Annotated in this window: 29 protein-coding genes; 16 read left to right on the forward strand and 13 right to left on the reverse strand. The window is 63.7% G+C overall.

Annotated features, from left to right (window positions below; all coding sequences use genetic code 11):
* Positions 1-992: 992 nt before the first annotated feature.
* A complete protein-coding gene (locus ACXYX3_RS27610; protein ID WP_458612336.1) occupies positions 993-2432 on the reverse strand; it encodes a sigma factor-like helix-turn-helix DNA-binding protein in 1440 nt (479 codons plus the stop codon).
* Between the two features lie 47 nt (positions 2433-2479).
* Positions 2480-2785: a hypothetical protein gene (locus ACXYX3_RS27615; RefSeq protein ID WP_458612338.1), complete on the reverse strand. Its 306-nt coding sequence runs from the start codon at positions 2783-2785 to the stop codon at positions 2480-2482.
* Between the two features lie 1242 nt (positions 2786-4027).
* On the opposite strand from ACXYX3_RS27615, the gene ACXYX3_RS27620 reads away from it, so the two are divergent.
* The 5 genes from ACXYX3_RS27620 (at position 4028) to ACXYX3_RS27640 (ending at position 9389) form a co-directional block, all read left to right on the forward strand.
* The gene (locus ACXYX3_RS27620; RefSeq protein WP_458612349.1) at positions 4028-4882 is read left to right on the forward strand and encodes a relaxase/mobilization nuclease domain-containing protein; all 855 of its coding nucleotides are present in this window, start codon (positions 4028-4030) and stop codon (positions 4880-4882) included.
* A gap of 260 nt (positions 4883-5142) precedes the next feature.
* Positions 5143-6762, forward strand: a complete 1620-nt coding sequence (locus tag ACXYX3_RS27625; protein ID WP_458612339.1) for a type IV secretory system conjugative DNA transfer family protein — start codon at positions 5143-5145, stop codon at positions 6760-6762.
* Positions 6763-7103: 341 nt separating this feature from the next.
* A complete protein-coding gene (locus ACXYX3_RS27630; RefSeq protein ID WP_458612340.1) occupies positions 7104-8153 on the forward strand; it encodes an IS110 family RNA-guided transposase in 1050 nt (349 codons plus the stop codon).
* 20 nt (positions 8154-8173) lie between these two features.
* Positions 8174-8599 carry a hypothetical protein gene (locus ACXYX3_RS27635; RefSeq protein ID WP_458612341.1) on the forward strand — a complete coding sequence of 142 codons (426 nt, stop codon included), beginning with the start codon at positions 8174-8176 and terminating at the stop codon, positions 8597-8599.
* Positions 8592-9389 (forward strand): hypothetical protein, encoded by a 798-nt coding sequence (locus ACXYX3_RS27640; RefSeq protein WP_458612342.1) that lies wholly within the window; start codon positions 8592-8594, stop codon positions 9387-9389. The genes ACXYX3_RS27635 and ACXYX3_RS27640 overlap by 8 nt, the downstream gene beginning before the upstream one ends.
* Before the next feature lie 46 nt (positions 9390-9435).
* On the opposite strand, the gene ACXYX3_RS27645 is transcribed toward ACXYX3_RS27640, so the two are convergent.
* Positions 9436-9621 (reverse strand): hypothetical protein, encoded by a 186-nt coding sequence (locus tag ACXYX3_RS27645; protein ID WP_458612343.1) that lies wholly within the window; start codon positions 9619-9621, stop codon positions 9436-9438.
* Between the two features lie 148 nt (positions 9622-9769).
* On the opposite strand from ACXYX3_RS27645, the gene ACXYX3_RS27650 reads away from it, so the two are divergent.
* Positions 9770-10099: a hypothetical protein gene (locus tag ACXYX3_RS27650; RefSeq protein ID WP_458612344.1), complete on the forward strand. Its 330-nt coding sequence runs from the start codon at positions 9770-9772 to the stop codon at positions 10097-10099.
* On the opposite strand, the gene ACXYX3_RS27655 is transcribed toward ACXYX3_RS27650, so the two are convergent.
* The gene (locus tag ACXYX3_RS27655) at positions 10096-10929 is read right to left on the reverse strand and encodes a hypothetical protein (protein ID WP_458612345.1); all 834 of its coding nucleotides are present in this window, start codon (positions 10927-10929) and stop codon (positions 10096-10098) included. The genes ACXYX3_RS27650 and ACXYX3_RS27655 overlap by 4 nt on opposite strands.
* Before the next feature lie 133 nt (positions 10930-11062).
* Between ACXYX3_RS27655 and ACXYX3_RS27660 the strand changes: the two genes are divergently transcribed.
* Positions 11063-11356, forward strand: a complete 294-nt coding sequence (locus ACXYX3_RS27660; protein WP_458612346.1) for a hypothetical protein — start codon at positions 11063-11065, stop codon at positions 11354-11356.
* A 61-nt stretch (positions 11357-11417) separates the two neighbouring features.
* On the opposite strand, the gene ACXYX3_RS27665 is transcribed toward ACXYX3_RS27660, so the two are convergent.
* Together ACXYX3_RS27665 and ACXYX3_RS27670 are read right to left on the reverse strand one after the other, a co-directional pair.
* Positions 11418-11936 carry a hypothetical protein gene (locus ACXYX3_RS27665; protein ID WP_458612347.1) on the reverse strand — a complete coding sequence of 173 codons (519 nt, stop codon included), beginning with the start codon at positions 11934-11936 and terminating at the stop codon, positions 11418-11420.
* A 727-nt stretch (positions 11937-12663) separates the two neighbouring features.
* Positions 12664-12921 carry a hypothetical protein gene (locus ACXYX3_RS27670; protein ID WP_458612348.1) on the reverse strand — a complete coding sequence of 86 codons (258 nt, stop codon included), beginning with the start codon at positions 12919-12921 and terminating at the stop codon, positions 12664-12666.
* Positions 12922-13749: 828 nt separating this feature from the next.
* On the opposite strand from ACXYX3_RS27670, the gene ACXYX3_RS27675 reads away from it, so the two are divergent.
* Both ACXYX3_RS27675 and ACXYX3_RS27680 read left to right on the forward strand, forming a co-directional pair.
* Positions 13750-14133, forward strand: coding sequence for a hypothetical protein (locus tag ACXYX3_RS27675; protein WP_458612328.1), 384 nt, complete (start codon positions 13750-13752; stop codon positions 14131-14133).
* Positions 14134-14238: 105 nt separating this feature from the next.
* Positions 14239-14466, forward strand: coding sequence for a DUF2188 domain-containing protein (locus ACXYX3_RS27680; RefSeq protein WP_458612329.1), 228 nt, complete (start codon positions 14239-14241; stop codon positions 14464-14466).
* Between the two features lie 251 nt (positions 14467-14717).
* Here the strand turns inward: ACXYX3_RS27680 and ACXYX3_RS27685 are convergent, their stop codons facing one another.
* Positions 14718-14984, reverse strand: coding sequence for a CRISPR-associated endonuclease Cas2 (locus ACXYX3_RS27685; RefSeq protein ID WP_458612330.1), 267 nt, complete (start codon positions 14982-14984; stop codon positions 14718-14720).
* 183 nt (positions 14985-15167) lie between these two features.
* Between ACXYX3_RS27685 and ACXYX3_RS27690 the strand changes: the two genes are divergently transcribed.
* From ACXYX3_RS27690 to ACXYX3_RS27700, 3 genes are all read left to right on the forward strand, one after another.
* Positions 15168-15953, forward strand: coding sequence for a hypothetical protein (locus ACXYX3_RS27690; protein ID WP_458612331.1), 786 nt, complete (start codon positions 15168-15170; stop codon positions 15951-15953).
* A gap of 169 nt (positions 15954-16122) precedes the next feature.
* Positions 16123-16686 (forward strand): recombinase family protein, encoded by a 564-nt coding sequence (locus ACXYX3_RS27695; protein ID WP_458612332.1) that lies wholly within the window; start codon positions 16123-16125, stop codon positions 16684-16686.
* Positions 16687-16926: 240 nt separating this feature from the next.
* Complete coding sequence (locus ACXYX3_RS27700; protein WP_458612333.1) at positions 16927-17556, forward strand: nucleotide-binding protein; 630 nt, start codon at positions 16927-16929, stop codon at positions 17554-17556.
* Between the two features lie 576 nt (positions 17557-18132).
* Here the strand turns inward: ACXYX3_RS27700 and ACXYX3_RS27705 are convergent.
* Positions 18133-18672, reverse strand: a complete 540-nt coding sequence (locus ACXYX3_RS27705; protein WP_458612334.1) for a hypothetical protein — start codon at positions 18670-18672, stop codon at positions 18133-18135.
* A 214-nt stretch (positions 18673-18886) separates the two neighbouring features.
* Between ACXYX3_RS27705 and istA the strand changes: the two genes are divergently transcribed.
* The gene (gene istA / locus ACXYX3_RS27710) at positions 18887-20605 is read left to right on the forward strand and encodes an IS21 family transposase (RefSeq protein WP_008720624.1); all 1719 of its coding nucleotides are present in this window, start codon (positions 18887-18889) and stop codon (positions 20603-20605) included.
* Positions 20602-21411, forward strand: coding sequence for an IS21-like element helper ATPase IstB (istB, locus tag ACXYX3_RS27715; protein WP_006246577.1), 810 nt, complete (start codon positions 20602-20604; stop codon positions 21409-21411). The genes istA and istB overlap by 4 nt, the downstream gene beginning before the upstream one ends.
* Before the next feature lie 48 nt (positions 21412-21459).
* Here istB and ACXYX3_RS27720 read toward each other — a convergent pair whose 3' ends face one another.
* From ACXYX3_RS27720 to merA, 5 genes are read right to left on the reverse strand one after another with little or no spacing between them, the layout of a single operon-like run.
* Positions 21460-22338, reverse strand: coding sequence for a cytochrome c biogenesis CcdA family protein (locus ACXYX3_RS27720; protein ID WP_048472691.1), 879 nt, complete (start codon positions 22336-22338; stop codon positions 21460-21462).
* A 3-nt stretch (positions 22339-22341) separates the two neighbouring features.
* Positions 22342-22866 (reverse strand): TlpA family protein disulfide reductase, encoded by a 525-nt coding sequence (locus ACXYX3_RS27725; RefSeq protein ID WP_006246580.1) that lies wholly within the window; start codon positions 22864-22866, stop codon positions 22342-22344.
* Positions 22863-23168 carry a hypothetical protein gene (locus ACXYX3_RS27730; protein ID WP_040538777.1) on the reverse strand — a complete coding sequence of 102 codons (306 nt, stop codon included), beginning with the start codon at positions 23166-23168 and terminating at the stop codon, positions 22863-22865. The genes ACXYX3_RS27725 and ACXYX3_RS27730 overlap by 4 nt, the downstream gene beginning before the upstream one ends.
* A 19-nt stretch (positions 23169-23187) precedes the next feature.
* Positions 23188-23847, reverse strand: a complete 660-nt coding sequence (merB, locus tag ACXYX3_RS27735) for an organomercurial lyase MerB (protein ID WP_283610920.1) — start codon at positions 23845-23847, stop codon at positions 23188-23190.
* A gap of 37 nt (positions 23848-23884) precedes the next feature.
* Positions 23885-25309, reverse strand: a complete 1425-nt coding sequence (gene merA, locus ACXYX3_RS27740) for a mercury(II) reductase (RefSeq protein WP_006246583.1) — start codon at positions 25307-25309, stop codon at positions 23885-23887.
* 105 nt (positions 25310-25414) lie between these two features.
* On the opposite strand from merA, the gene ACXYX3_RS27745 reads away from it, so the two are divergent.
* Together ACXYX3_RS27745 and ACXYX3_RS27750 are read left to right on the forward strand one after the other, a co-directional pair.
* Entirely contained in the window at positions 25415-25804 is a 390-nt protein-coding gene (locus tag ACXYX3_RS27745; protein ID WP_006246584.1) for a heavy metal-responsive transcriptional regulator, read from the forward strand.
* 248 nt (positions 25805-26052) lie between these two features.
* On the forward strand, positions 26053-26250 hold the full coding sequence (locus ACXYX3_RS27750) for a toxin-antitoxin system (protein ID WP_458612335.1): 198 nt from the start codon (positions 26053-26055) through the stop codon (positions 26248-26250).
* Positions 26251-26648: the final 398 nt, after the last annotated feature.

Below are 26648 nucleotides of genomic sequence, written 5' to 3' on the forward strand. Positions count from 1 at the left end.
ATGTGGACGAGTCGCGGGGGGTGGCTCGACGGGCTGTCGCGTTGGGCGCATTCACCGGCGTTCGGACAGCTGTGCGCCGAGGCGCGGGTGTCGATCACTTCGGCGACACTGTTGTCGATTGCCACGGTCATGGCTGAGCACGCAGATCACGGCACCGGCCGCCACGTCGCCGTCACCCGCGCGACGATCGCCGACAAGGTGGGGTGTGACGTGCGCACCGTGACCGCCGCCTGGCGCGTCCTACGGGCCTCCAGATGGGCTGTGGAAGCGCAGCGTGGCCACGGTTCGATAAATACCCCTAGCGTCGGCCGCAGGCCCTCGGTATACCACCTGGTGCCCCGTCGGGAAGCCCATCCAACACCGCGCCCGACTGTGCACCATTTCCACCTACCGCCGTCAGGCGGTGTTATTCGTCCTTCTCCCGTAGGGAGTTACTCACCAAGCGGGCGCGCTAGCGCGCCCGCCAAGGGACTCTGCAACAAGAATGGGCGAGTACGTCAGCGGCGCGCTGCCGCGCGCCCGCTGGCCATCCAGAAACTGGCCGCTGGCCTAGTGGCGACCACCCACGGCCTTGATGGCGCCCACATCGGTGCCATCTGCGATGCACTCACCGCCGCTGGCATCGACCCCGCGGTGTGGACGGCACGCGCGATCAACGACGCCCTCAACGCCGACATGCGCGCCAAAGGAACGTTTTGGCCTAACCACATCGCCAACCCCGGCGGGTTCCTGGCCAGCCGGTTACGCCAGCTGTCCTGGTCGTCTCCAGTAGCACCCGCTTCATCGATTTTCCGGGTTCGAACCGTCGACTGCGTTGAACCGGCGCCTCCGCCGGTGGTACTCACCGAGGCTGCCCAGGCCCGGATCGCCGATGCCCGGGAACAAATTCGGCAGATACTCACCCGACCCTCACGCCGCGCACCGGCCTCCCGGTTTAGAGATTGCGCAGCATCAGCACCACATCGTCACGGAACAAGTTGTCTTCAAAGTTTTTAACTGCCGAGCTGATAAGGCATTGCGCTCAGGGGAGTATTCGTTTGAATGGCATAGGCGGCAACATCTATCGCCGTGAAAGAGTTCTGTCTCCGCAGATCTTTGATCTGCGGCCACCGGAGCGGACCCTGTTGGAGGGCTGCGCTGATCGCCGCGAACACGCGGGGCGGAAGCTGATGTCGGCGCAGGTCTTGAAACGTTTGCCCCCGGTCGCCGACGCTGACCCATCCCCACCCGTGCTCGGCGGCAAATCTTTGGCCGGCCGCGCTCTTAATCTGGTTTTCGATAGTGGCCATCACGCCAAGGGGTTTGATTTCGATCAGCAATTGTCGGTGGTCGGCAAGGCTGACGTGAAGGTCTGGATAGTAGGTGCTGGTGCCATCGACGCCGGCGTAGGTGATGCGGCAGGGCTGTTCTTGGTAGTGCCTTATGAGGCTGCTGAGCTCGGCGGTCTGGAGCACGGTCTCTTCGAGACCTGATTCAAAGTAGACAATTCGGCTTAATTTGTGGGAGCGGAACTTACCGCCGTGTTCAGGTGTGCGGTGCCGACGCTGCCCCTCTGGGGCTCTGATGGCGTCGCAATCGGTTGGCCACGCCGCGTCGGCAATCCATTTCCTTACATGTTGGTCGGCTCGTTCCCGGCGCAGTTGCTCGCATCGGTAATCGCGTGCGTCAGCGCGGTGGATCGAAAGCTGTTGTTGAGTGAGGTCGGCTATCAATCGGATTTCATCGGGTTCTCGCCCTGCCATGCGAAATACGGTTTTGGCTAGCCAGACCGCTGAGGTGGGGAACCAGGTACGGGCGAGGATAATCAGTTCGGGGATGAGCGCAGCGTCAGCGTCAGCAAGGTAATCAATGGCCTCAGCCAAGGCGTAGGCCGCTGAGTCAGGTCGCTGCGCGCGGGTGCAGATGCGATCAAGTGCTCGCTTCTCAAGTTGTCCGATGCGTTGGCGGCTGATGCCGCGGTCGTTCGCGATGTCTTGCAGGGTGGCCGGCCTGCTGGACACTCCCAGACGTCGTAGGAGCAGTTGTCGATCATCGTCGCGGGTGAGTTCGTTTACAGCTTCGAGGACCAAAGGACCGAGATCTGTGGGAGTGGTGGCCGAGTCGCCGCCAGTGGGCAGCAGCGAAAAGCGCCGGTCGTCGGTGGCTTGGTGTGGTGAGTGTCTACGACTATTGCGGTAGCGAGACCACCAGTCGGGGTTTGTGGTTGCAGTATTAATTTCGTTGCGAAGTAGCGCCCAGGCGCGGTTGCGGCCTTTTGAGGGACGAGTCGAGGGCTCGAGGAGCCGGAAGGCGACGGCTGCGACTGCGCCCTCTGTGCGGCCTAGTGCTGCGGCGACGTCGTGTTGAGACGCGCCGTTCCCCAGCATGGTGATCAGAGCGGCGATTTCTTGTGGTTGCCAGGGTGGAGGCTGCCGGCGCGGAACGTCTGACACCGTTCGTACCTCGAATCAATCGAAATGGTGCAGGGGAGTAGCCGGAATCAGTTGGACGGTTGAGGGTTTGGTGACGCCGTGCCGGCCGCTGTATTTGGCGTATTGCCGGGCCGGCGACGGGCGTCAATAGGGGGTAGGCCAAGTGATCGCAGTTGTGGTCCGGTGATGAGTCCGGTGGTCAGTGCCCGGCGGTAGGCCGCGCGGTAGCTCTGTTCGGTGATTTTGAGGTCGGATCTCAACTGGGTGATGTGAGTGTAGAAGCCGGCGAGTTCGGTGACGTGCTGTTGGCGTTGGTGGTCTTGCTCCTGGGCAAGTTGTGCCAGGATGCGCGCGCGGTCTTCGGCATCGGTCATAGGACCAGGTTCCTTTCAGCCAGTGCGGTCAGTGCTGGTCATGCTGACACGGCCGTCTGACATCAGCTGTGTTAAGCAGTGCCGGACGCTTTGTGACCGGTGAGTTGTCGCGCGGTTGTGGTGCGTGTTCTGTTGGCGGGTTGGGCGCATCCAAGGCTGCGCCGGGGCACCGACAACAGACGGGCGAGATTGCATGCGCCGCGAACGGTTTGAGCGCCGTTGGTCGCCCATCTGTTGTCGGTGCAGCAAGTTATGTTGCGGTGATACACCGGCAACGCATCCTGCCTCCCTTCGGTCGTTGGCTGGCGTGCTCGCTCACTGTGTTCGGAGCGCGAAAGGCGAAAGGCGAAGGTGCAATGGTTGTTACGGCGCCTGCGAGGGTGAGTGTGTCGGTGTGGTTGCCCACCGAAGCGCACGCGATGTTGAGTGCTGTGGCGGCGGGTGAGGGCGTGTCGTTGCCGGTGTTGGCGCGGCGAGCGGCGGCGGGTGCGGTGGCGTCGGTGGATGGCAGGGTTGAAATGTGTGCGCCGAGTGCGGATGTGGTGGGGGAGTTGCGCGCGGCGGGATATGAGTTGAACCGTCTGCTGCCAGCCCTGGCGGCGGTGACTACCGCGGTGCAGGAGCGGGCGGTCGCGTCACGGGTACGTGCGTCGTTGAATCGAATTGCCTTGGCCTCGGTGGAGTTGCGTTTGACTTCGCCACATGACGCTCGGATAGCGGTGCGCTCTTGCGACGCAAGTGAGTCGGGGAAGCGGTGGCGATTGGTGCGGGTGACCACCGACCCGGACACCGCGCATTGTTGGGGGGTAGCGGCGCGGGCTGCGGGATTTCGGTCCACGGCGAACTGGGTGCGCGACGCCCTTGCCGGGGCACACGGCTTGACGGTGCCGCGGCCCTCAATGCCGGTGACGGTCGAGGCACGCTCGGTCGCCGGGCGGGTGCTGGGGTTGCTCGCCCAAACGCATGCCGCCATCGTGGCTCGCCCGGCTCTCGGGTCAATGTTGTGCGGACCGGCAGAGGATGCCGAGGCTGCGCTGTGGACGGGACTGCAGTCGTTGCTGAATCACGGTGGACATCCGCGGGCTCGGTGGTGAGACGATGATCGCGAAAATTACTCACGGGCGTAGTGCGACGCGGGCATTGGCCTATGACCACGGGCCCGGCAGAGCCGACGAGCACCACAATCCGCGCAAGGTCGCAGGCAACGTGCCCGGTCGGGATTGGCGACAGCGGGCTCAGCGGATGCAGTGCTTTGTGGCAGCTCATCAGCATCAGCATGGGGATCGCGGGGTATATCGGGTGGCGTTGGCCAACCCTGACACCGACCGAGTGCTCTCGGACCGAGAGTGGCGGTTAATCGCCGAGAAGTTCGTGGCTCGGTTCGGCGCGGACAAGGGTATGTGGGAGGCCACCCGCCACGACCGCCACCACGTGCACCTGACGATCAGCAAGGACCGTTTCGATGGCACCCGGATGTCGACCAGCCATGACTACCGCCGGGTAGCGGCGATCTGCCGCGACCTGGAACGCGAACACGGGCTGACAAATGCTGCCGCCCGCGTAGGGCGCGGCACGGGCAGAGTTCGGGCCGACGCCGAAGCCGCTGCTCGCGGCAAGCCGCAACCGGATCGCGATTGGCTGCGCGTCACCATCAGCCGTGTGCTGCGCGACGGCGGTGGTCTTGAGGAGCTACGGGCGTCCGGGGTGGCAGTGCGGCTCAACGAGGCCAGCACCGGACGTGTATCGGGGATCTCTTACGCCCGCGACTCTCGCGCAGACCGAGACCGTGAGGCCGATGATCTGCTGGCCGAGTTGATCTGGTTTAAAGGGTCGAAGTTGGGCAAGGCGTTCGGCTGGAACCAGGTGGGGGAGCAGCTGCGTGGCCCCGCCGCGGCTCCGATCAGCCGGTCGGTGCCGGAGGCCGCCGAACACGAGCAGGCGCCCGAACCGCTGATGTTGGAACGCTCCATCGACCTCCCGTCATCAACCCTGCAACAGCGTCGCGCCCGCGCGCTCAAAGATGCCCTCGACCGCGCCGCCGAGCGTGCCCGAACCCAGGAGCTTCACCGCCGTCAGGACCGCGGCAGAGGCCGTTAACCGAAGGGTTGTCGGTGCCCCCGCGCACACTGACCGCCATGTCGCAACAGCCGCAGTGGGGACCCCATCACCAACAGGGCCTGCCCGGCGGCATGCACCCCCACACCAGCGGCGGATATTGGTGGGCTATCACCACCGGAACCTGGCTGGCACTTCTGTCAGTAATCGGCAACACCAACGCGTTGTCCACGCTGACTCTGATCGTCACCCTCAGCGCAGCCGCGGCCGCCGTCGGGTGGACTGAAGCCAAACACGGAAAAATGTTCGCCGCCGGACACGGAGTGCTGTTCGCCTCGGCCACCGTCGCGTCCTCTGGCCTGTACTTCCTGCCCGCGCTGGCCTACGTCGCCGGATACTTCGGTCAACGCCACCGGGCTAGGCAAGCGCTCGCCCATCCCTACGCCCGTGCAGAGAGTCCAACAGTTCACGCACTAACTACTCACTCCGTACCGGAGAACCCCAACGGCACAACATCATTGACCCCCGTACAACGTCCGTCAGTGTCGCATCGGGTGGTGCCGGGTAGCGCAGTGCCGGTGGTGGAAGGCGGATACTTTGGGGTGGACACCCGTGGCGTGGTGTCGGCCAATGCGCGCGGCGCCGCTTTGGTGATCGGACCGCCCGGGTCGGGCAAGACCCAATCGGTCATCATGCCCAGCGTCGCCTATGCCCCCGGGGCGGTGGTTTCTACCTCGATCAAAGCTGAAGTCTTGGCCGCCACCCACGTGGCCCGGAGCCGCCGCGGCACCTGCTGGTTGTTCGATCCCGGCGGCGCGACCGTGCCCACCGGCATAGTCGGACTGCGGTGGAACCCGCTCTGCGACGTCGTCAACTGGGACGCCGCGCGCAGCGTCGCCGCCCGGCTGGCCGGTCCGTCGCGGGTCGGCGCAGGCGCCAGTCATGAAGGCGACCACTGGACCGATCGCGCCGAAACCTGGCTCTCTGTCCTCTTGTACGCAGCGAGACTGTCCGCACCCGGCGGTGACATCGCCTCCCTCGCCCGGTGGTCACTGAACCCCACTAGCGGCGGCCCCGAATGCGAAGCCATCCTCATCGTGGCCGAACAAGACGGCGACACCGACGCCAAAATCGCCGCCGCCCTGCTCGAATCGCTGCTCAACGTGCCCGACCGTGAACGCGAATCCATTGCCTCCACCCTGGGCCGGATCATGAACATTTACACCAGCAGCGCCGCCCTACGTGCCGGTGTCGACCCCAACTTCGACGTGCACGCCTTCGTCCGCTCCACCGACACCGTCTACATCACCGCCCCCGTCGACCGGCAACGCGACTACGCCCCCCTGATCGCCGGGTTCCTCGAATCCATCCGGCTGGCCCAATACCACCGCCGGCAAGCCGTCGACCTCGGCACAGAAACCCAAACCGCACCTGTGACATTTGTGCTCGATGAAGCGGCCAACACTGCTCCGATCCCGCTACCCAACGTCGCCAGCGAGGCCGGCGGCCAGGGCCTTCACCTGGTGGTCGCCTTCCAAGACCTTTCCCAGGCCCGGGCCCGCTGGGGACAGGCCGCCGACGGGTTTCTCACCCTGTTCCCCGAGAAACTCATCCTGTCCGGGATGAACGACCGCTCCACCGCCGACATGCTATCCAAAATGAGCGGCGACTTTGACCGCATGACTGTCGGCGTCACCCAACCCGGCAACAGCACCAACACCAGCCTCTCAATTGGGCGCCCACACTTCTCCACCAACCGCGGACAACCCGGCTACAGCTACCAAACCACCCGCACCCCTGTCCTTTCCGTCGCCGACATCACCGGCGTCCCCGCCGGCCGCGGCCTGCACTACGGCCCCCACGGTTGGAACTTGATTACCCTCAACCCCTGGTGGCATCAACGTCGACAACTCCGCATATAGACCGTGAAATTTCATTGGTGACCGTGAAAAACCATGTGAAATAACATGATTCGACTATGAAATTCTTTCTATCGGTCCCAAAAGGTACCTAGACCGTTATCTTCATCCCGTCCAAACGGGAAAGGTGGCGAGGTGCCTTCATTGCCAGTCGTCAGACAGTGGCGCTATGTACATGTGCCCGTTCCCGTCGAGGGCATCCGCGCTGCGGTGGTGCGCACCACAAGCCAGAAGGTGGAGCTAGCGGTATTACTCGGTGCCGTCGACATTGGACTGGCGAATTGGGCCAGATGCAGCAACCCTTCCGACGCGCGCCACCGCAGCGCCCGTCCCAGGATCACTTCATGATGGTCATCGGGATAGACGCGCACAAGGCCACTCACACTCTGGTCGCCGTCGACCACCGCGGCCGAAAGATTGGCGAGATAACGGTTCCTGCCACAAGTGCTGGACACGCACGGGCAATCCGTTGGGCGAGCATCACCTACGACGGCGAGGATCTCATCTGGGGCGTGGAAGACGTACGCACGGTGACCGCGCGCATAGAACGCGACCTCATGGACACCGGCGCCGTCGTCGTGCGGGTGCCCCCGTACCTCATGGCTCGCGTGCGCGGAAGTCACCGCGTCGCCGGAAAGTCCGATCCCATCGACGCCCTGGCCGTCGCCCGAGCAGTTCTACAAGAACCCAATCTGCCTTACGCCCGTCACGACCCGTACTCGCTCGCCTGCAAACTAATGATTGATCGCCGCGACAACCTCATTCGCCAAAGAACGGCCATCATGACCCGCTTGCAATGGCGGATCCATCAACTCGACCCAACCCGAGATATCGGTCAGGGCAAGCTGCGACTACGCAAGCACCGCGACAATCTCGTGAGCTGGCTATCCACGAAAGACGGTTTATTAGCAGAGTTCTCGCGAGACGAAGCCTATGAAATCGCACTGCTATCCGAAAGCATCACCGACTTGCATCGCCGCATCACCGTGTACGTCGAGGAGGTTGCCCCCTCACTACTGGCGATCCCCGGGTGCGGTGTCTTGATGGCCGCCAAGATCGTAGGCGAGACAGCCGACGTCACCCGCTTTCGCAGCGAATCCGCCTTTGCCCGATTTGCCGGTGTCGGTCCACTTCCAAACTGGTCCGGCAGTACCGCCGGCACAATGCGCGGCAGCCGATCGGGGAACCGACAAATCAACATGGCTCTGCATCGAATCGCCATCGTGCAGATCAGGCTTGGCGGCCTAGGAGCGACCTACTACCGCATGCGCACCGAGGCCGGTGACGTGCCAAGCAAAGCCCGCCGATGCCTCAAACGCCACCTCGCACGCGCCGTTTACCGAGCCCTCAAAGCAGACCATCAGGGAAGAGAAGCCGCAGCAGGCTGTCGGTAGGCGCTGAAACAATTCAAGCCATGACCTCAGCAGACCTGGGTAGCCCCGCCAGCGCACTCGACATCGGCCGCATTGCCACGGTCGCTGAGCGCATCGCCGCCGATTGGGGAAACCACGGACACGCCACGGTTAGCGCGATGATCGCCGAGCTGTACATCGATGTTGCGGTGCTGCCGCCGCATTACACCCCCGACCAACGCGTCAACATCCTCACCGACGCAGCCGATACCACCACCAGCGAACTAACCACCATGCTCGACGACCACATCCATGAGGAAGCCGACCGGCCACCGGTCACTGAACACGGCTGGACCATGCACACCGAAGACCGCCATCACGCCCTCACCGCAGCACTGAGCAATCTTGTCTCTAGCCACCTCACCTGGTGGCTCGACAGCCAACTCTACGGGTCCATGACCGGCCACGAGGAGGACTGTCGTGGATGAACAGGAGCAGCTGACAGCCTTTAGAAAAAGCTTCGTCGAGCTCGATCAATGGCGGTTGCGTGGACGGCAAACCTTCGTACCAGCCAGTGGGGGTGATCTTTACGAGGACGATCTGGACTGGCCATGGTTACCTGTGTCGCAGTTAGCGTTCGTCGGTCTGCAGGCAGCCACTGATCACATGCTCGCTCTCCGGTGTCACATCGAGGCACGTCAACTGTTCCCATTCGCGGACCAAACTTTATGCCGGTCTGCGTTAGTTGGTGCGGCTGAGGCTGTTTGGGTGCTGGCGCCCGATGAGCGCGCAGAGCGACTTAAGCGAGCACGCACGCTTGCGGCCTACACCCTTAAGCACCACTCTCAGTACTTGACCGCCCTGCGCGTAAGTATTGGTGAACCAACACACGAAAACACGGACCTCGTTGCGGAGCGGGTGGAGCTTCGCAAGTCAGAGCTCGAAACGAAACGCGCCACCGATAGGCAGCATGGGCGCTTAGATACCACCGCAATGATCAACACTGCAGCTGCTTCGGCCTTCGCTCCCAGGTTTGCGAAAGAAGTCAACCTGGAGTGGCAGGCGAAATCTGGTGCAGCGCATGGCCTTGCTTGGTCAATATTAGGGACCGTCGATACACAACAAGGCCAAGCGGATGAAGCCGGTATGACCGACATTTACGCAGCGGGATCGCTCGCCCGCATAGCGAACTGCTATTTCGCCGCATTGCATCTAGCCCGACACGGATGGGCTCTGCTCGACAAACGCAACGCGCCTGATTCGGCGAACGATTCGTAGGTTAGTGCGCAATTCGGCCGGTGAACGTCTGACGACCGTAACTCAGCTAGCCGCCGAGATTGGCAATGCGCAGTTCAATCCGCTGTTGCTGCTCTGCAAGCTCGGATATCGCGCTGGCCAGTTGTCCAAGACCGTCGGCAAGGTATTTGTGAAAATCGCTCGCCCCCGCAGCGCGGTACGCGGCACCAAAGGTGCCGTAGGCGGCGTCGGCGTGTTCGGCGGCTTTGGTCATCTCAGGTGTCCTCACTTCGCCCCGGGCCCGTTATGTCGTCAGGCGCACTCTCCTCGCATGCCGACCATTTCAGCGTAGGGCGGTACTCCGACATGTCGCACGTTCAAGTTGGTGTAACCAATGCAGAGGTCGACCTACCCTCTATGTTGTGGATACAGCAGCCGACCCAGATCTGGACAGCGCTCAGGATGTCGCATCGCTGACCATCAAGGACGTGGCCGACGCATGCGGCCTCGCTCAACCTGTCATTGCGCAACTGGTACCCCGGACGTGGACCGCAGAGGGGTGGATGTACACCCCAGAACAACGCGAAGTGGCCATCGCAATCGCCGAGGAGATGCGGGCTAGGCAGCCTTCTCAGGATCGCGGCAACGTCCGTCTCCGCAAGCTCCTCGCTGACCCGGAGCGTGCCCGACGTGTCGCCGACATCCGGAACCGCATGCGCGCTGACGACGGGCCAGATACGTCTCACTTCTAGATAGCTTGTGTGTCCTCGACACTGTCGATTGCTGGAATGGGTTCGACTATTAAGTTCAGAACAGCAAGGAACCCGACGGAGCTCAGGTGCCATTCCACGGGCTCACCATCGACTCCTGGCAGCAGGATTGGTCGGTCTACAAGCTCCGGATTAGTAAGGCGCCGACCCACGAGACCCTCAATGATTGAAGATGCGAGCGCGGCGAACGTAGGAGTGTCGTAAGGCTCCTTCATGCGCAGGCCGAAGATTGGCATAACTTCCTCGTAGAACTCCGACATTCTTTCGATGAATCGGGATTCCGCTGACCGAAGGGCGTTGAGGAGTCGTTGCCTGTCAGCTTCTTCGAGGGCGGGCAGAGATGCCGCGAGAGCTGTGGATGTTCTCCATGACAGTGACTCCGAGACGGCTTTGAAATTCTGGTAGGCCGCTTGACGTACCGCCTCGACCAAGACTGATTTCTTGCCGGCCTCGGTCTCCAATCGGTCCTTGTAGCGCTCCACCACGTCAAACGCCACATCCAACGTTGCCCTGTCCCAGGCGGCCCCCTGTTCCTCGGTCGGCTCGACCATTTTTTCCATGAGGTCGACGTAGAAGGCCTCTTTGGTTTTCCATTCTCGGTAAACGGAACTCCTCGGAACGTCGGCAATCCGAATGAGCTCTTCCATGTTCAGGTGAGCAAGACTGACGGTGAGACCGCCGGTTTTGGTCAGAATGCTGACCGCCGTCTGGAGCATGTACTCCCGCAGCTGATCTGCGGGTATGGGGGCCCGCTTCTTGGTTCTAGCAGCTGCCCACTGCTGGCCCTTGTCTATTGGATCGCTGATTGTCATATCCGAACCCTTCTAAGAATCAGCTGAGACTAGGTGTCTCAAGTCTCGAATGTCAGATCCTGTGATGATAGTCTCAGTCTTCTACATTAGCCGCCGAAATCACACAGCGGCGCGACTGGGGAGGGAGGTAAGCATGAAGCTTCTGCCACAAGTGCTAGGCGCTGATGAAGGTGCGGCTGAGGAGGGCCGTGTCTTGGCGGTCCGATTTCCACAGTGGTTGCCCCGTTCGTTGGGCTTACTGCCTGCTCGCGTCGCCCAGGATGTACGCAACGCAGTCGAAGCCGCGATGGAGCAGGTTCACGGGATTCGGACGCTGTGGCCGTTCTCCACAGCTGACGATAGTGCGGGCATCTCAACATCTTTCGCCAGCGACGAACCTGCCGATCCCCGCCCTGTCCGCATCAACGAAACCCGCAGCACCGATTGACCACCGTCGGCAGAGCAAACCTCGAGCCGAGTCGCGCGGAGCTGCTTAGAAATTAAGCGGGCTAGGGTAACCGCCAGGACGGCTGGGGTTGGCCCCCGCAAAACAACCAAGTAAGAAGCGTTCCGGTCTTACTTGACCAACACAGTGTGCGGTCGATCGCTGCAACAAAGTCCTCGAAATGTCCGGCCCGATAGACGGCGATATCGTCAAGAACGCTGATCTGATCGTCGAAGGGCGGTTTGGGCGGTGGCGGGATGCGGAACCACAGCGCGCGTCCATTGCGGTGGGGCCAACGGGGGTGGACAACAGCCAGCTCGTTGAGGTCCACACCGCCTACTTGCCGGCCGTAGAGGTCGAGATAAGCCGCAAACGGCCGCGCATACGGCAACTCTTGTGACAACTCTAGATGTCCACTCTTGCCAAGTGCGCGGATGGCGCGATGGAGGTTTTCGCGCTCACTATGCGATCCGTTCTCCGACACAAGCTGTAAGAGATCGATTGTGTACCAACGCCATCGAGCACGAACTTCAACCGGAGCGTCCTCGCCCCCGACCAGATCGCGCTCGACGCTATCCGTCACGCGATAACGATCATGTCTTCCCCACGCGTGCAAAGTGGTCAGCACATGGTTTTGACGGACTCCGGGGCCTCGGGACACCATCCAATCTAAGCATTGTGAAAAGCCTCTAAACGTTGCTTTACCTGATTTAACCATTGCTCATTTGTGCACCTGTTCGCTGACGTAAGGAATGATGTACATAACGACGGCCCGTCAGGGCATGGCCGAAGATAGTCGACCCACGCATCCAATGAGTAGAATCAGAGGAGTTCATCGATGACATCGACTGTCTCCCATGCTCAATACACGCGTTCGCGGCCAAGCGTTGACTGCTACTCCTGGGGGAATCACTCACTTTTTCTTCTGGAGGGGAAATGACTGCGGTGAGACGACATTATTTGCCAGAGGTTCTAGGGCAGGCTGACGTTGCAGCAGACGAAGGCCGGGTCCTGGCTGTCCGGTTTCCGCAGTGGCTGCCGTGCTCTTTAGGCGTCTTGCCTGCTCGCGCCGCCCAAGATGTGCGCAATGCCGTTGAGAGTGCGCTCGAACAAGTTGTACAGGCGTCAAAGCTCCGAGCGATATGGCCTTTCGGTCAACCGGATGAGGCATCGGACGACGATTTCACCAGTGAAGAAATCGCGGATCCGCGTCCTGTAGGCATCACGAGCTATTGATTGTCGCAAGCCGTATGGCAAGCGCGAAAGCCTCGGTGCCAACAAGGACGCCGAGGATTTCACGGTGCTAGCCGTCAGTAGGTAAAGACAACTCGCTCGGTGTCATCGTTGTGCCGTAACAAGACTTGCCGACCTTCATCCTGAGCCTTTGCGATGAAATCACCGACTGCGACCAGGCGGCGCACGGCCTCGGTGATTGAGACATCATTTCGGTCGGCGTAGTCCTTGAGCGCATCGGCGGTCTGCTTGTTGATGTTGACATTGAGCCGCGATTGCGGTGCGGGGCTGCCGGCTGGACGAGCAGACTTCTTCTTGGGTTGAACAGTAGTCATGGCGGTGTTTTTTCTTTCTATTTTTACCGCGCCTGTATAGGGCGAGGATTACCAGAAGTGGCTTGAGGGCCTGAATGGCAGGCCGACGGGATCGGATCGACCCAGTAAAGCGCTATCAACTGCTGCCCGTGTAGGGCGTCGACAATTGGCGCTCCTGCGCGGTGATCGAGCAACGTTGCGGCTCGGATGGGCCGCCTGTGTCAATCACCGCGGGTATCAACTTGCTAAGACGAAACCGCCACCGCCGCAATAGCTGCCGCCTCAATTGGCTTACTGACACCAATGAACCCGCCCAAGCAACTGGTGTTCCGAGAGCCAATTCGATCGGCGGTGATACCCACCGCCGCCCTACGTGTCTGCATCTTTGAGTGGCCGCGAAATGCGAAGCCGCCTCCGGTAGCGCTCTTTCCGTCCGACTTCTGCGCTGACGTGCCGCCCACGAGGGCAGCGGTGAGCGCTGCAGCGCTGGACCCTACGAAAAGTGGTCGTAGTGATGAAGTGGTCATTTGAGCCCGCCTTCCGCCGCCGCGGTCACCGGACTGGCGATCCCCTAATCCGCCTCGCCGTCGACCGCGGCGTAGTGGTTCGTGATGGTAGTTAAAGGTTAGCACGTTCTACCCCGTTTTGGTGGTGTTTATACACAGGTTGTGCAGAACGATGTGGATACATTACCACCGAATAGCTGTTCTGTGTACGTCAAATCTGCGCTAAATAGGTGGTGATCGTCTGCACAGCGTGCAGACGCAATGTGTATGATGTGGAGCGGAGGCTTCAACCATCTGGGCGGGGCACCTGCGCATATTCCTTATACGACTCAAGGAGATCGACGTGGCACCTCGCGACAGTGATGACCAGTCCACCGATAACGGCAACTTTTCTGAGGACGGTCCCCCGATCGATCCAGAGGACGCCTCGTTCGTTTCGCAACAAGCACCCTCTGACGACCTCGTCGAACACGAGGAGGCCGATCCGGGCTATGTCGTTGCGGCCGAGGTCGCGGCACACGAGCGAAAGATTCGGTGGGTTGTCTTGGCGGTCATCGCCGGACTGATCGCGTTCAGCATCGGGGCCACCTTGCTGGCGACTCTGCTGTCCTCTGACGACACCGAGGCTCAGATCGCCGGCGACATCGGCAAGCTTTCCATTCCGACTCTGTTGACACTTCTCGGCGCAGCCGTGGCGTGGGCCTACCGTCGCAACAACAACGACTAGAGCCTCAATGCGCCGTGAAGTGATGAAAGCGAGGTAATGGAGGAAGCGGCCAGACAGGCCGCCCTACAAGCGGGTAGTGCGCGAACGTCAAAAGAAAGGTTGATCATGGCAAAGGGTGACATCAGCACTTACAACGAAGATGGAGTCTGGAAGTCCAAGGTAGAGGGCAGTAGCCGAGCCGCCCATACCGGAGGCACCAAGGCTGAGCAGCAAGCAGTCGGCCGGCAGATGGCGCAGGACCGAAAGGTCGAGCACACCATCCGCAAGCTCAATGGACAGATCGGCGAGAAGAATTCGTACGGCAACGATCCGAATCCTCCCAAGGACTCTTAGTCGTCCTGTCCAACAAGCACGATGAGAGGCTCGCTGACCTGCGTGGAGGGGTGAAAAGGTTATCGAGCGTGATCACAATCTCCGTCTCGGACTCGCACATCAGTGCCGCACGATTACCGTTACATGGGTAGGCGATGGAAGGCGTTGCAGCGCAACGTAAACCCTGCGTAAGGGAACCTCGCCGAGGTGTCTAGGGTCTTTTAGACCCCCAGTTGGGGAAGCCGACCCGGCACTGCCTCGTGTCTAAACATTTAGGACCCGGTTTCGAGCCAGCGGTGTGCGTCGCTGTCCAATTTCCACCACGCCCAGGCCTTCATCTCCGCCACGAACAGACCGTCGTCTCCATCGACGAAACCTTTGAGCTGGTCACGCAAGTCGACTGCGGTGGCTATGACGGTCGTGCGCACCACCCACACGCTTTCAAGCACGCGCCTGCCGCCCTTGCCTTCGAGATATTTGTACAGCCGGCTGTAGTCGCGCTCGTTGCGCAGGTCGTAGGTCACCAGGAATGTCGCCATTGATCAGTCCTTTATGTGCGTGCTGCGTCTTGTGTGGGCCCGGCGAACGATGACGGTCGACTCACCATTGCTTCCTGACCCTTTGAAAACAGAAAACCGGGTTCCTGGCTGGCAGGGGACCCGGTTCTCAAAACCCGCTCATGCGTCGGGGGTTGGATGTAACTCACTATAGCCTCTCAGGCTGTGTGGACCAAGCCAACGCCCGAGCAGACCCGACAGATCGAGGCGTTCACCTCCACTGAGCGCCTGCGTCGTTATCGCGCGGTCGTCGGTGGCCACCGCGAGAAGGCCGTTGCTCTCTACCTCGATGACGCAGCGCTGGCGTCACACCTGCACGCGCACCTACGGCTCGTCGAAGTAATCCTGCGTGAACAGTTACATCGAGCGTTGACCAGCACTTACGGTCACCGCTGGTACATCACTCACACCCACATGTTCGGAGGCAACAGCCCAGGCATGCTCACAACCGCCCGCGACTCTCTCGGCCCAGGGAAATGGCAAAACCCAGGGTTCGTGGTGGCCGAACTCATGCTCGGTTTCTGGGCCGGCCTGCTGCAAAGCCCGACGGGCGGACACCACCAACAATTGTGGTCCGACGCGTTCGAGAGCGCATTTAACGCCCGCACGGACCTACCCGCCTGGACTCAACACGATGCAATGTTGGTCTGTAAACGCCTCAATTGGGCGCGCAACCGGGTCAACCACTGCGAATCGGTGATCTTCGGCTTCCCCCAAAAAGGAATGGTTCAGCGCAAACAGCTGCGCCTACCGCCGTCGATGATCGCCGAGGACTGCCGGCGCGTGATCGACCGTTTCGATTCGCACTTATCCGACTGGATGAGTGCCGCACCCGCAGTCGGCGACCTACTTGCCCAGTCCAATATTCAGCAGGCCTGGGCGCACATGAGCGCGGCCACAGGAATCATCACACCAGCTAATGCCCCGGCTCACCTGTGGCAAGTGCCGTGACGTCCGAATCAGCGTAGAGCCCTCCGCACGGTCTCAAATCTAAAGAAACGAGACACCTCTCCGGAGCCCACTCCCCCGCCGCGTAAGGCCAGGTCGCGGTGTCTCATTTCTCGTCTCACACCGCGTGTCTCGAATCTTCCTTGTCGGTGGCGGGTGAGACAGTCGTCGGGTGGCAACGATCTTGGGTTATGCCCGCGTCAGCACCATCGGCCAGGACCTCGATGCGCAACTGACCGTTTTGGCGGCGGCCGGCGTCACCGACGAACGGATTTATATCGACAAGCTCTCCGGTGCGGCGAACACCGTTCGCCCGGGCCTCGCTGCTCTGCTTGACTACGCCCGCGATGGGGACACCGTGGTGGTGACCGCGATTGACAGGCTCGGGCGCTCGGTCGCGGAAGTGACCCGGACTATCGCCAAACTCAGCGAACGTCGAATTCAATTGCACGCCATACGCGAAGGCGTTGATACCAGCACGGCTGCCGGACGGGCCGTTGCCGCGATCATGGCCACCCTTGCCGAACTCGAGCTCGAACTCGGCAAAGAACGCCGGGCCGCTTCTCGGGCCTCCCGGCGGGCCCGTCAGCTGCCGGCGACCAAGCCGGCCAAGTTGACCGACGAACGGCAACAACAACTGCGCCGACTTGCCGCCACTGGTGAACCGGTTCCCGAACTCGCAAAAGCATTCGGAATCAGCCGCGCTACCGCCTACCGCTACTTAGCCGTCAGCTAGCGCCCTGGAGTTAGCGACCGGGCTCGCGGGCGCCCACTCCGGACACCACCGCCCCTGCTCACCGTTTGTTTCAGTGAATACTGAAATCCGCATCTCAGTAGATCAGTAGATCAGAAGGCTTTAGGGTTCAAATGGCAGAGGCCGCGCAGAAGGAGGCGCGCCGGAGAGGACTACTGACATCAGTAAATCCGTATTTCCGCATATCCTTAACTCAGTACCGATGAAAGGGGCTCACGGCTCATGCCTGCTCTGACGATCGTGGTCGCCAACCTCAAAGGCGGCTCCACCAAGACCACCACCGCCGCTTTCGTCCTCCACGCCCTGGCGGAGGCCGGCCTATCCGCGCTCGGGGTGGACGCCGATGGAGAAAACGAGTCACTCCTGGCGTGGTCGGAAGCAGGGGAGTGGTCGGTACCCGTTATCGGCATGCCAGTTGCCGATCTACACCGAAAACTGCCAGGCGTTGTCGGTGACCGATACGCCGCGGTCGTCGTCGACACGCCCCCTATGAAAGAGCGTCGCGGTGTCGTGGCCTCCGCTGTCCGTATCGCGACACACGTCCTTGTGCCCATGGCTCCGACTGGCATGGAGTACGCGCGCGTGCCAGCGATCCGTGAGCTCGTAGAGGAAGCTGGCGTTCTCGCGGCCACACCGCCTCAACTCGCCGTCGTCTTGACGCGCACCGTATCCAACGCGGCCAGCACTGATGTCTACCGGCAGATGCTCACCGATGACGGTGTTCGAGTCCTGAGGCCGACCGTCGGCCGACTGGAGCGATACGCCCAAGCGTTTGGCTTACCGATCACCAACGCCGCCAGCACCGCCTACGGCGATGTAGCAGATGAGCTGACCAGCATCGGAGTTACGTAAGTACTGACGTACTGATCTACTGACAAAGTTCTGAACTGGGAGGATGGGCTTATGGCGGCTACGGCAGCGGACAGAATCAAAGCCAATGCTGAGCGGCTCCGCAAAGCGCCGACACAGCAGATAGTCACATCAGAGCCAGAGCAGGCGCCACAAGAAACACCACCACCGCAGCCGGCGCTGCGGCCGGCGGCCCCTCCAGTTGTGCGGCAAAAGACCGTCCGCCGCACCGTCGACCTGTCACCGACCGCCCATCGCGGCCTTGACAACTGGCAACGCGACACCGCAGACCGCCTAGGTCTCGCACGCGTTACCGGGCAGGAAGTCCTCACAGCGCTTGTCGATCGACTGCTCGCAGACCCTGACTTGGCAGAACAGATCGTGCACGTCATCGCAGCTCAACGCCCCTAACGCCCGGCACTCCAATGCGGCATATGATGGATGGGTTTTGGGGCCTACATCGCTATGCGCATAGCGAATCGGGGTGTAATATCTGGGGTGTCTTGGTGAAGAGCCAAGGAAGTGAAGCCGGGAGCCAGCACGTTTTGCATGGTCGCCCGGCTTTCGCGCTTTTAAGGGTCAGTGCAGGTTGTGCACTGTGACCAAGGGGCTAATCGCTTTCTGGGCGGCCCCGCCCGCGCCGTAGGCCCACGCGACAAGATCAGCCGCCCACAGCAGTTCATGTGCGGTCGGGCGGTCGATCATGACCCGGACGCGATCGGTCGCCGCCTTGGCGGCCAGCGCACCCACCACCGCTGCTTGGTCTTGCTTGTCCTGTGAGCAAGATTCGATCAATATCCGGGTCACCCCGTTATCCGCAGCGTAGCTACCCAGCGCTGCCAGGCATTGCGTGCGGACTTCACGCTGCTTGCGCCCCGTTCCCCGCAGACTCCCGACGAAAATGTGAGCCTGCTCGATCGGCGGGGCCGCCACGAACCGCGACAGAATCTGATCACGGTGCCGACTCTCATCTTTCATATGGAGCCGGTCGCGATTCTTCGGTTTGAGCTCGCGCATCATCTTACGGGCGGATGCAATGTCTGCAACGGGGACGACCGCTGCGCACAAGAGGTAATCCGTCCGACAAGACTCATCAACAAAGAGCTCGACAGCAGGCATTCTGGCTCGTGAGCCTACGTGTAACCGACCATGGGGACTCGTCATGGCGCGAAACTTGGCGGTGACAGTCTGATTCGGGACCAGTGTGACGGTCTGATTCGGGACCCACCCGGGCTTCGGCGTGGCGTCGTGACGGCTTGATCTGGACCCACTTCCGTGGCGTCAGGAGGACCCGCATCCAGCGGTCCTCGCGGCACCGGAAGTGGGTTTCGGGATGAGGGTGCGTGTGGAACTGTTCGCTGCGATCCGTCGGGACGCCCGGGTCGAGGGCATGTCGATCCGAGCGCTCGCACGCAAGCACCAAGTCGGACGCGGCACCGTTCGCCGGGCCCTCACGTCCGCGGAACCACCGCCGCGGAAGACCCCGGTGCGTTCCTCGCCCCGGTTGGATCCGTTCAAGTCGGCCATCGACGACATGCTCCGCGCCGACCTTGAGGCGCCGCGGAAGCAACGGCACACCGCCCGCCGGATCCACGTCCGCCTCATCGAGGAACACGACGCCATTGAGGTGTCGTACTCGACGGTTCGCGACTACGTCCGCATCCGCCGCACGCAGATCGGCCTCGAAGCTGGCCGCCGGGTCGAAGTCATGATCCCCCAGGAGCACGCGCCAGGCGCAGAAGCAGAAGTCGACTTCGGCGAGCTCTACGTCATCCTGGCCGGGGTGAAGACGAAGGTCTTCCTCTTCACATTCAGGTTGAGTTACTCCGGGAAGGCGGTGCACCGGATCTACGCCACCCAAGGCCAAGAGGCGTTCCTCGAGGGCCACATCGCCGCGTTCAACGAGATCGGCGGCATCCCCGCCCGGCACGTCCGGTACGACAACCTCACCGCCGCAGTCACCCGGGTCGTCAACGCGCGCGGTCGTGAGCGGGTAGAGAACGACCGCTGGGTGCTGTTCCGCTCTCACTTCGGGTTCGACGCGTTCTACTGCCAGCCGGGCATCGCCGGGGCACATGAGAAGGGCGGTGTGGAAGGCGACGTCGGCCGGTTCCGCCGCCAGCACCTCGTGCCCATGCCCGTCGTCGACTCGCTCGACGAGCTGAACGAGAAGGTCCGTGCCTTGGACGCCGCCGACGACCGCCGACGGATCTCGTCGCGGATCCGGACCGTCGGCGAGGACTTCGCGACCGAACGCGAGAACCTCGCGCCGCTCCCGGTCGAGGGGTTCGACCCCGGGCTGATGCTGAACCCGATGGTCGACCGCTCCGCGATGATCACCGTCCGCATGGCCCGGTACTCCGTCCCGGCGCGGTTCATCCACCGCCGCGTCCGCGTCTCCTTGCGCGCATCCGAGGTCGTCGTGTTCGACGGCCGACTCCAGATCGCCCGGCACGCCCGCGTCATCACAAGGGGTGGCCAGTCGGTGAACCTCGACCACTACCTCGAGGTGCTCAAGGGTAAGCCGGGCGCATTGCCAGGCTCCACCGCGTTGGCGCAGGCCCGCGAATCGGGGGCGTTCACGCCTGCGCATGAGGCGTTCTGGGCGAACGCCCGCAGGCGGCTCGGGGATGCGGTCGGCACCCGGGAACTGATCGACGTGCTCCTACTGCACCGCGCCATGGCCGCCGACGAAGTCGAAGCCGGGCTGCTCGCCGCAGTGAGCGTCGGTGCAGTCTCAGCTGATGTGGTCGCGGTCGAAGCACGCCTGCACACCACCCTCGCAGCGCCCACCGGGGCCAGTTCAGACCGTCATCCCGTTGCGCAGCCCAGCGATGGCGAACGACGAGATGGCGACGCCAAGCGCAGCCGGAAGGTCGTGTCCCTCACCGAACGCCTGCTGCTCGACCCGGCCGCGGTCATCGCCGGCCTCCCGCCCGACACCCGGCCGCTGCCGTCGATGGAGAAATACCAGCAACTGCTCGGCCGCCGCACCGGCACCGACCACCACCCCGACCCGATGAGTCCCGATGAGAGCGGAGCACCCCGATGAGCACAGTCACCAGCGTGACCACCACCTTGCGCCGCCGCCGCGGCCTGACCGAGGAAGCCGCCGTAGCGGCGGTCGACCAGGCCTGCCGGAGGCTCCGGCTCCCGACCATGCGGGCCCTGCTTGGCGACGCGGTCGCGGCGGCGAACAAGGACCAGTTGACCTACACCGGATTCCTCGCCGAGCTGCTCCTGGCCGAGTGCGACGACCGCGACCGTCGGTCCACCATCCGGCGCGTGAACGGCGCCGGGTTCCCGCGGAGCAAGTTCCTCGCGGACTTCGACTTCGACGCCAACTCGAACATCAACCCCGCCACCATCCACCAGTTGGCGACCGGCGAGTGGGTGCGGAAGGGCCAGCCGCTGTGCCTGATCGGGGATTCCGGCACCGGCAAGTCTCACCTGCTCATCGGCATGGGGACCGCAGCCGCGGAAAAGGGATTCCGGGTAAAGTACACCCTCGCCACGAGGCTGGTGAACGAGCTTGTAGAAGCAGCCGATGAGAAGCAGTTGGCCCGCACGATCGCTCGTTACGGCCGCGTCGACCTGCTCTGCATTGACGAGCTCGGCTACATGGAACTGGACCGCCGCGGCGCCGAACTCCTCTTCCAGGTCCTCACCGAGCGAGAGGAGAAGAACAGCGTGGCAATCGCGTCCAACGAGGGCTTCGCCGGCTGGACCAAGACCTTCACGGACCCGCGCCTGTGCGCGGCCATCGTCGACCGCCTCACCTTCGGCGGCAACATCATCGAAACTGGTACCGACTCCTACCGGCTGGCGTCGACCCGGTCAGGGAACGCGTCGCGGTGACGCAATCAACCGAGCCTGTTTCGTGCGCACGCCGCACCCGGTGGGCTGTCACTGCGTGCTGTCCCGCGTGGTCATCGGGCGCCCCCGAAGGATCCGGCGGCGTCGCTGGAGAACCCCGAGCGCCAGCACTACCAGCGCAGACGCGGCAGCGAGCGCGCCGATGAGTGTCGCCCGTGTCTGGATCCAGCTGGAGACCACCGCGGAGACGTCAGTGAGTCCGCCACCACGGCCCGCGGCGACCGGGGCGTCGCTGGTGGCCGCCGGGTACCAGTACCAGGCCAGATAGGCGCCGGTGAGCAGCAGGACGACAGCGGTGACCCGTGGGCCATGGCGGGCCAATCGCGCGACGTGGCGGGTGAGTCCGCTGCCTGCCGCGGCGGTGGCCAGGGCGAGCAGCAGCAGGACGGTCGCCGAGCCAGCAGCGTAGACACCGAAGACGAGCAGGAGCCCGGCATAGCTGTAGGTGGCCTGCGCCTGCGCGATGACCGCGAGGATCACCCCGAACGTGCACGACAGCGAAGCCAGCGCGTAGCCGACCCCAAACGCAGCCATCCGGGCAGTGGGTGGGAGTCCCGCGGCTGCCCGGCCGGGGATCCGAGGCACCCGCACCGAGACCGAGCGTCCGGCTAGCATCCACAGGCCGAGAACCACCAGCAGGATGCCGACGGCCAGGCCAAGCGACGGCGCGGCGCGAATCAGCCCTCGGGCGCCGGCGCTGACTACCAGGCCAGCTGCCGCGAGGGTGCCGGCGAACCCCACCGCCAACACGAGACCGGCCCGCAGCGCCCGCAGCAGCCGCACCGGGACCGTTGAGGCATCGGTGTCGCCGAGGGTGTGGGTGATCCAGGCCGGGAGTAGCGCGAACCCGCACGGGTTCACGGGCGCGACCATGCCGGCCGCGAAGGCGAGGGTGAGCAGTCCGCCCATGGGTCAGGCTCCGGCCTTTGCCAGTTCGGCGGTGATCGTCGCGGCGTCGGGGTCGGTGGCGCGGAAGGTCACCGTGCCGTCGGCGTCGACGACGATCAGGGTGGACAGAGCGGCCACCTCGAATCGCCGGGAGAGTGCCGCGCCATCGTCGATTGCGGCCGGTACGTGTTCGGCGTCGACGGACTCCATGAAGTCGCCGATCAGGGCCTTGGATTCGCCGGGGTCCATGTCGACGGCGAGGAAGCTTGCCACGGTGCCGGCGTTCTCGGCGGTGGTGGCGGCCTCGCCGAGGGACCGGACGCCGTTGACGCATTCGCCGCACCCGACGGAGAAGAAGAACACCGCGGTGGGCTTCCCGTTGGCGGGCAGGCTGATCTGCTGGCCATCGACGCTGGTCACGGTGGCGGGTGAACCGGAACCGGCGGTCGCGGGGTCGGCACTGTTGCCGCAGGCGGTCAGGGTCAGCGATCCGGCGGCGAGTACGGCGGCGATCGAGAGCGCGGCGTGGTGGCGGCGGGTGATTCTCATCGGTTCTGCTCGTCCTTCGGGTCGACGTTTTCGTTGGTGGGCATGGGCGGGCAGCAGCCGTGGCCGGCGGTGCCGCCGCCGCGGCGGGAGATGGCAATCAGCGCGAGGATCGCCAGGGCGATCCCGGCGCCGATGACCCACGGGTTGCGGAGGAACGCGCCGATACCGGCGATCGCGCCACCGGCGATGAGGATGGGGAGCAAGGCGCAACAGGCGACCATGAGCAGCGCGGCGCCGGCTCCGAGGAGCAGGCCGCTGCCTCCCGGGCGATCGTCGTGGTTGGACATCATCGGTGTTCTCATTCCCTTCAGTGGGTATGGGTCAGCAGCAGCTGTGGCTGTCGTCGGCCGCGGCGGGCGCCTGGAGGCGGTTGAGCAGGCCGGTGGCGAGGGCGGCCCCGATCCGGCACGCCTCGGCCACCGGGACCACCTCCGCGCCGGGGTGCTCGGCCAGCCAGCCCGCGGCGTCCTCGGGGGAGGTGAAGTAGTGCACCTGGTTGCAGAAGGAGGAACGGATCGAGGTGATCTGCTCCGGGTTCACCAGCGACACCACCGCGGTGGGCGGATCGACGCTGGTTGCACCTTCTGTGGGGTCGACGTTGACCCGAACCGGCTCGCCGCTGACCGGGGAGGCCGACTCCACCTTTGCCGGGCGGTCCAGCAGGGCGGGGAAGATCAGCGTGTCCAGCGCACACCAGGTGTAGAGCTCCTCACCGGCCACGGTGAACCGGTGCGGGGTGGGGCGCAGGGTGAGGCCCTGGCCGATGATCCGGCCCTGATCGTCGTACTCGGTGTCCGGCACCGCCGCGAGACCGCGCCGTACGTCATCGAGGGTGCGGCTCGCAGCCGCGGCGAGTTGCTCGACGGTGACGGGGTCGCCGTCGACGAGCGGCCGCAGCAGCGGGATCAGCAGGCCGGCGTCAAGGCCGGTCTCCTCGGGTCGGGTGAGTCGTTGGGGCAGTTGGGTGCTGAGGTCCGACATCGCGGATGCCTCCTTCGTTGAGTGGGGTGGGTGCGGGTCAGGCGCAGCAGGAGAGCTTGGAGACGTCGGTGGTGAAGGCCTTCGCGACGATCCGGATGCCCTCGGTCATGGTCAGGTAAGGCGCCCAGGCGTCGGCGACCTCGGCGATGGTCTTGCCGATGATGTGGACGCCCGCGGCGGCCAGTTCGCCGGCGTCCTTGGCGACCGCGGTCAGGCCGAGGATCTCGCCGGTGTCGGCGTTGGCGACCATCTTGATGAAGCCGCGGGTGTCCCGGTTGACCAGCGTTCGCGGCACGTATTCCAGCGGGAGCACCCGGCAGTCGCAGCGGATCCCGGCCGCGAGGACTTGGGCCTCAGTCATCCCGACTGCGCCGATCGCGGGACTGGTGAACGTGACCCGGGGCAGCCGCATGTAGTCCACCGACCGCTCGGCGTCGGTGAAGGCGTTCTCGGCGACCACGGTGCCGTGGTGGGCGGCGACATAGACGAACTCGGGGTGCCCGGTCACGTCACCGGCCGCCCAGATCCGCGGGTTGGAGGACTGCAGCTGGTCGGTGACCACGATCTCGCCGACCTCGCCAGTCTTCACCTCGACCGCGTCGAGGTTGAGCCCGTCGGTCACCGGTCGGCGGCCGAGAGCGACCAGAACCTCGTCGGCGCGGAACTCCTGCGCGCCACCGGAGACGTCCGCGGTCACCACCACCTGGCCGGTGGCGGCGTCGCGGGTCACGCGGGTCGGGACCGCTCGGCGGACCACCCGGATGCCCTCATCGGCGAAGACCTCCTGCAGCGCCTTGGAGACCTCCGACTCCTCCTTCGACGCGAGCCGGGACCGAACCAGCAGGGTCACCGTCGACCCGAGCCGGGCGAACAGCTGCGCCTGCTCCAGGGCCACGTAGCCACCACCGAGCACCAGCAGCGAGTCGGGGACCTCGGTCAACTCCATCGCCGTAGTCGAGGTCAGGTACCCGGCCTCCTCCAACCCTTGGATCGGCGGGGCCCAGGGACGGGACCCGGTGGCCACCAGGTACTGCGCTGCCTCGATGGTCTCGACGCTGCCATCCGCCGCGGCGACCTCGAGCAGGGGCGAATCCGGAGTGCCGGCGAACGCGGCGTTGCCGCGGCGGACCTGCCAACCGTAGGAGTCGGCGACGTCGACGTACTTCTCACCCCGCAGGGCCTCGACGAGATCCTGCTTTCCGCCGATCAGGGCCGGCATGTCCACCGCGCCCGCGACGCTGGCGATGCCCGGGAACCGGGTCGGCGCGTCCGCGGCCACGTGCCGGGCCTCCGCGGCTGCGATCAGTGCCTTCGACGGCACGCAGCCGGTGTTCACACACGTGCCGCCGAACGTGCCACGCTCGACCATCACCACCGACTTGCCCAGAGAGGTCGCACGAATGGCCGCCGCGAACGCACCGCCGCCGGATCCGATGATCGCGAGGTCGTACCTGGTCTGCATCCCGATTCCTCCCAGAACTGTTGGGAAACGCTCCTGATGCAGCGATACTGGACCTTCCAGTAAAGGGGAAGGTCAAGCGAGACCTGCGACACGATGGAGGCCGGGATGCGGATCGGAGAACTCGCCGAGGCGGCAGGCACGACCACCAAGACTCTGCGGTTCTACGAAGAGCAAGGGCTGCTGCCCCCGGCCGAACGCACACCGGCCGGCTACCGCGACTACACCCCCGACGCGGTCAGCCGGATCGACTTCGTCCACCGCGGCCAAGCGGCCGGGCTCACCCTCGCCCAGATCAAGCAGATCCTCGACATCCGCGACCACGGCCAAGCTCCCTGCGGCCACGTACGTGACCTGCTGGACGCGCGCCTTGCCGACATCGACGCGCAGATCGCCGACCTCACAACACTTCGCGACAACGTGGCTGCGCTCCGCGACGATGCAGCCCTCCCAGAGCCCGAAACCTGTAGCCCCGATCAGGTCTGCAGATACCTATAGCCCTCGCCACTCGGCAGTGACCACCGAGACCAAGGGCGTGATTAGCCGGTGCCAGGTGGGTCCCAGTCAGGCCGTCATCGTGGTCCCAGATCGGGTTGACACAGCCAGAAACTAAACAACGGCCGTGCAAGCACGTACGCCATAAGCCCTTCCTGCGCGTTGGACTCCAACTTCATGAGGCACGGCAAGCTCAGCAAAACCGCGTGTCGGTACCAGGTACGAGGCAATTTCCGCGTAAGGATCAGGACATGGCCCAACCGCACAAAGGTCCGCGTGAGCAGATCAAGGTTCGCGCGGATGCATCTGTCTACGTACGGCTCCGTGAGATGGCCGCCGAACGCGGAACCAGCGTCAGCCAACTCTCGGCCGACCTGCTCGCAATTGCGGTTGGTCGACCCGAGGCTGTCCGAGAACTCGACAAGGAGGTTCTGCCGCTGGCGATGTGACCACCCTGCCAGGCCTCATGACATCTGAATAGCTGGTGTGTGGATCAATCTCGCTGATATGACGAAGGCCCCGCGTTAGCGAGGCCCTGTCGGGGGTTTGAACCGAGTTGGCGCTCGGTTCGGGGTCCGCACCCGATATCCCCGAAGGGACGATGACTTTGCCGGTCACGTCTCACGGTAGCGCACGCCTCGAAGCTGCACCAGATTCGCCGCGCGATCGGTGCGCAAACCGTGACCTCATCAACGCCCGCACACGTCGCGCGGGCAGTACCTGGCCGACACCGCTCGACGCGGTCGTAACTCCTGCTGCGCCCATTCCGCATGTGGTGCGTGCGCTGGCGCGTGAGCGCCGCCGTGATTGGGTGCAGCGCGCCGGCTCTTGCGCGCCGTCTGCGCCG

The sequence above is a fragment of the Mycobacterium sp. Panama NTM2 genome (genome assembly GCF_054355555.1).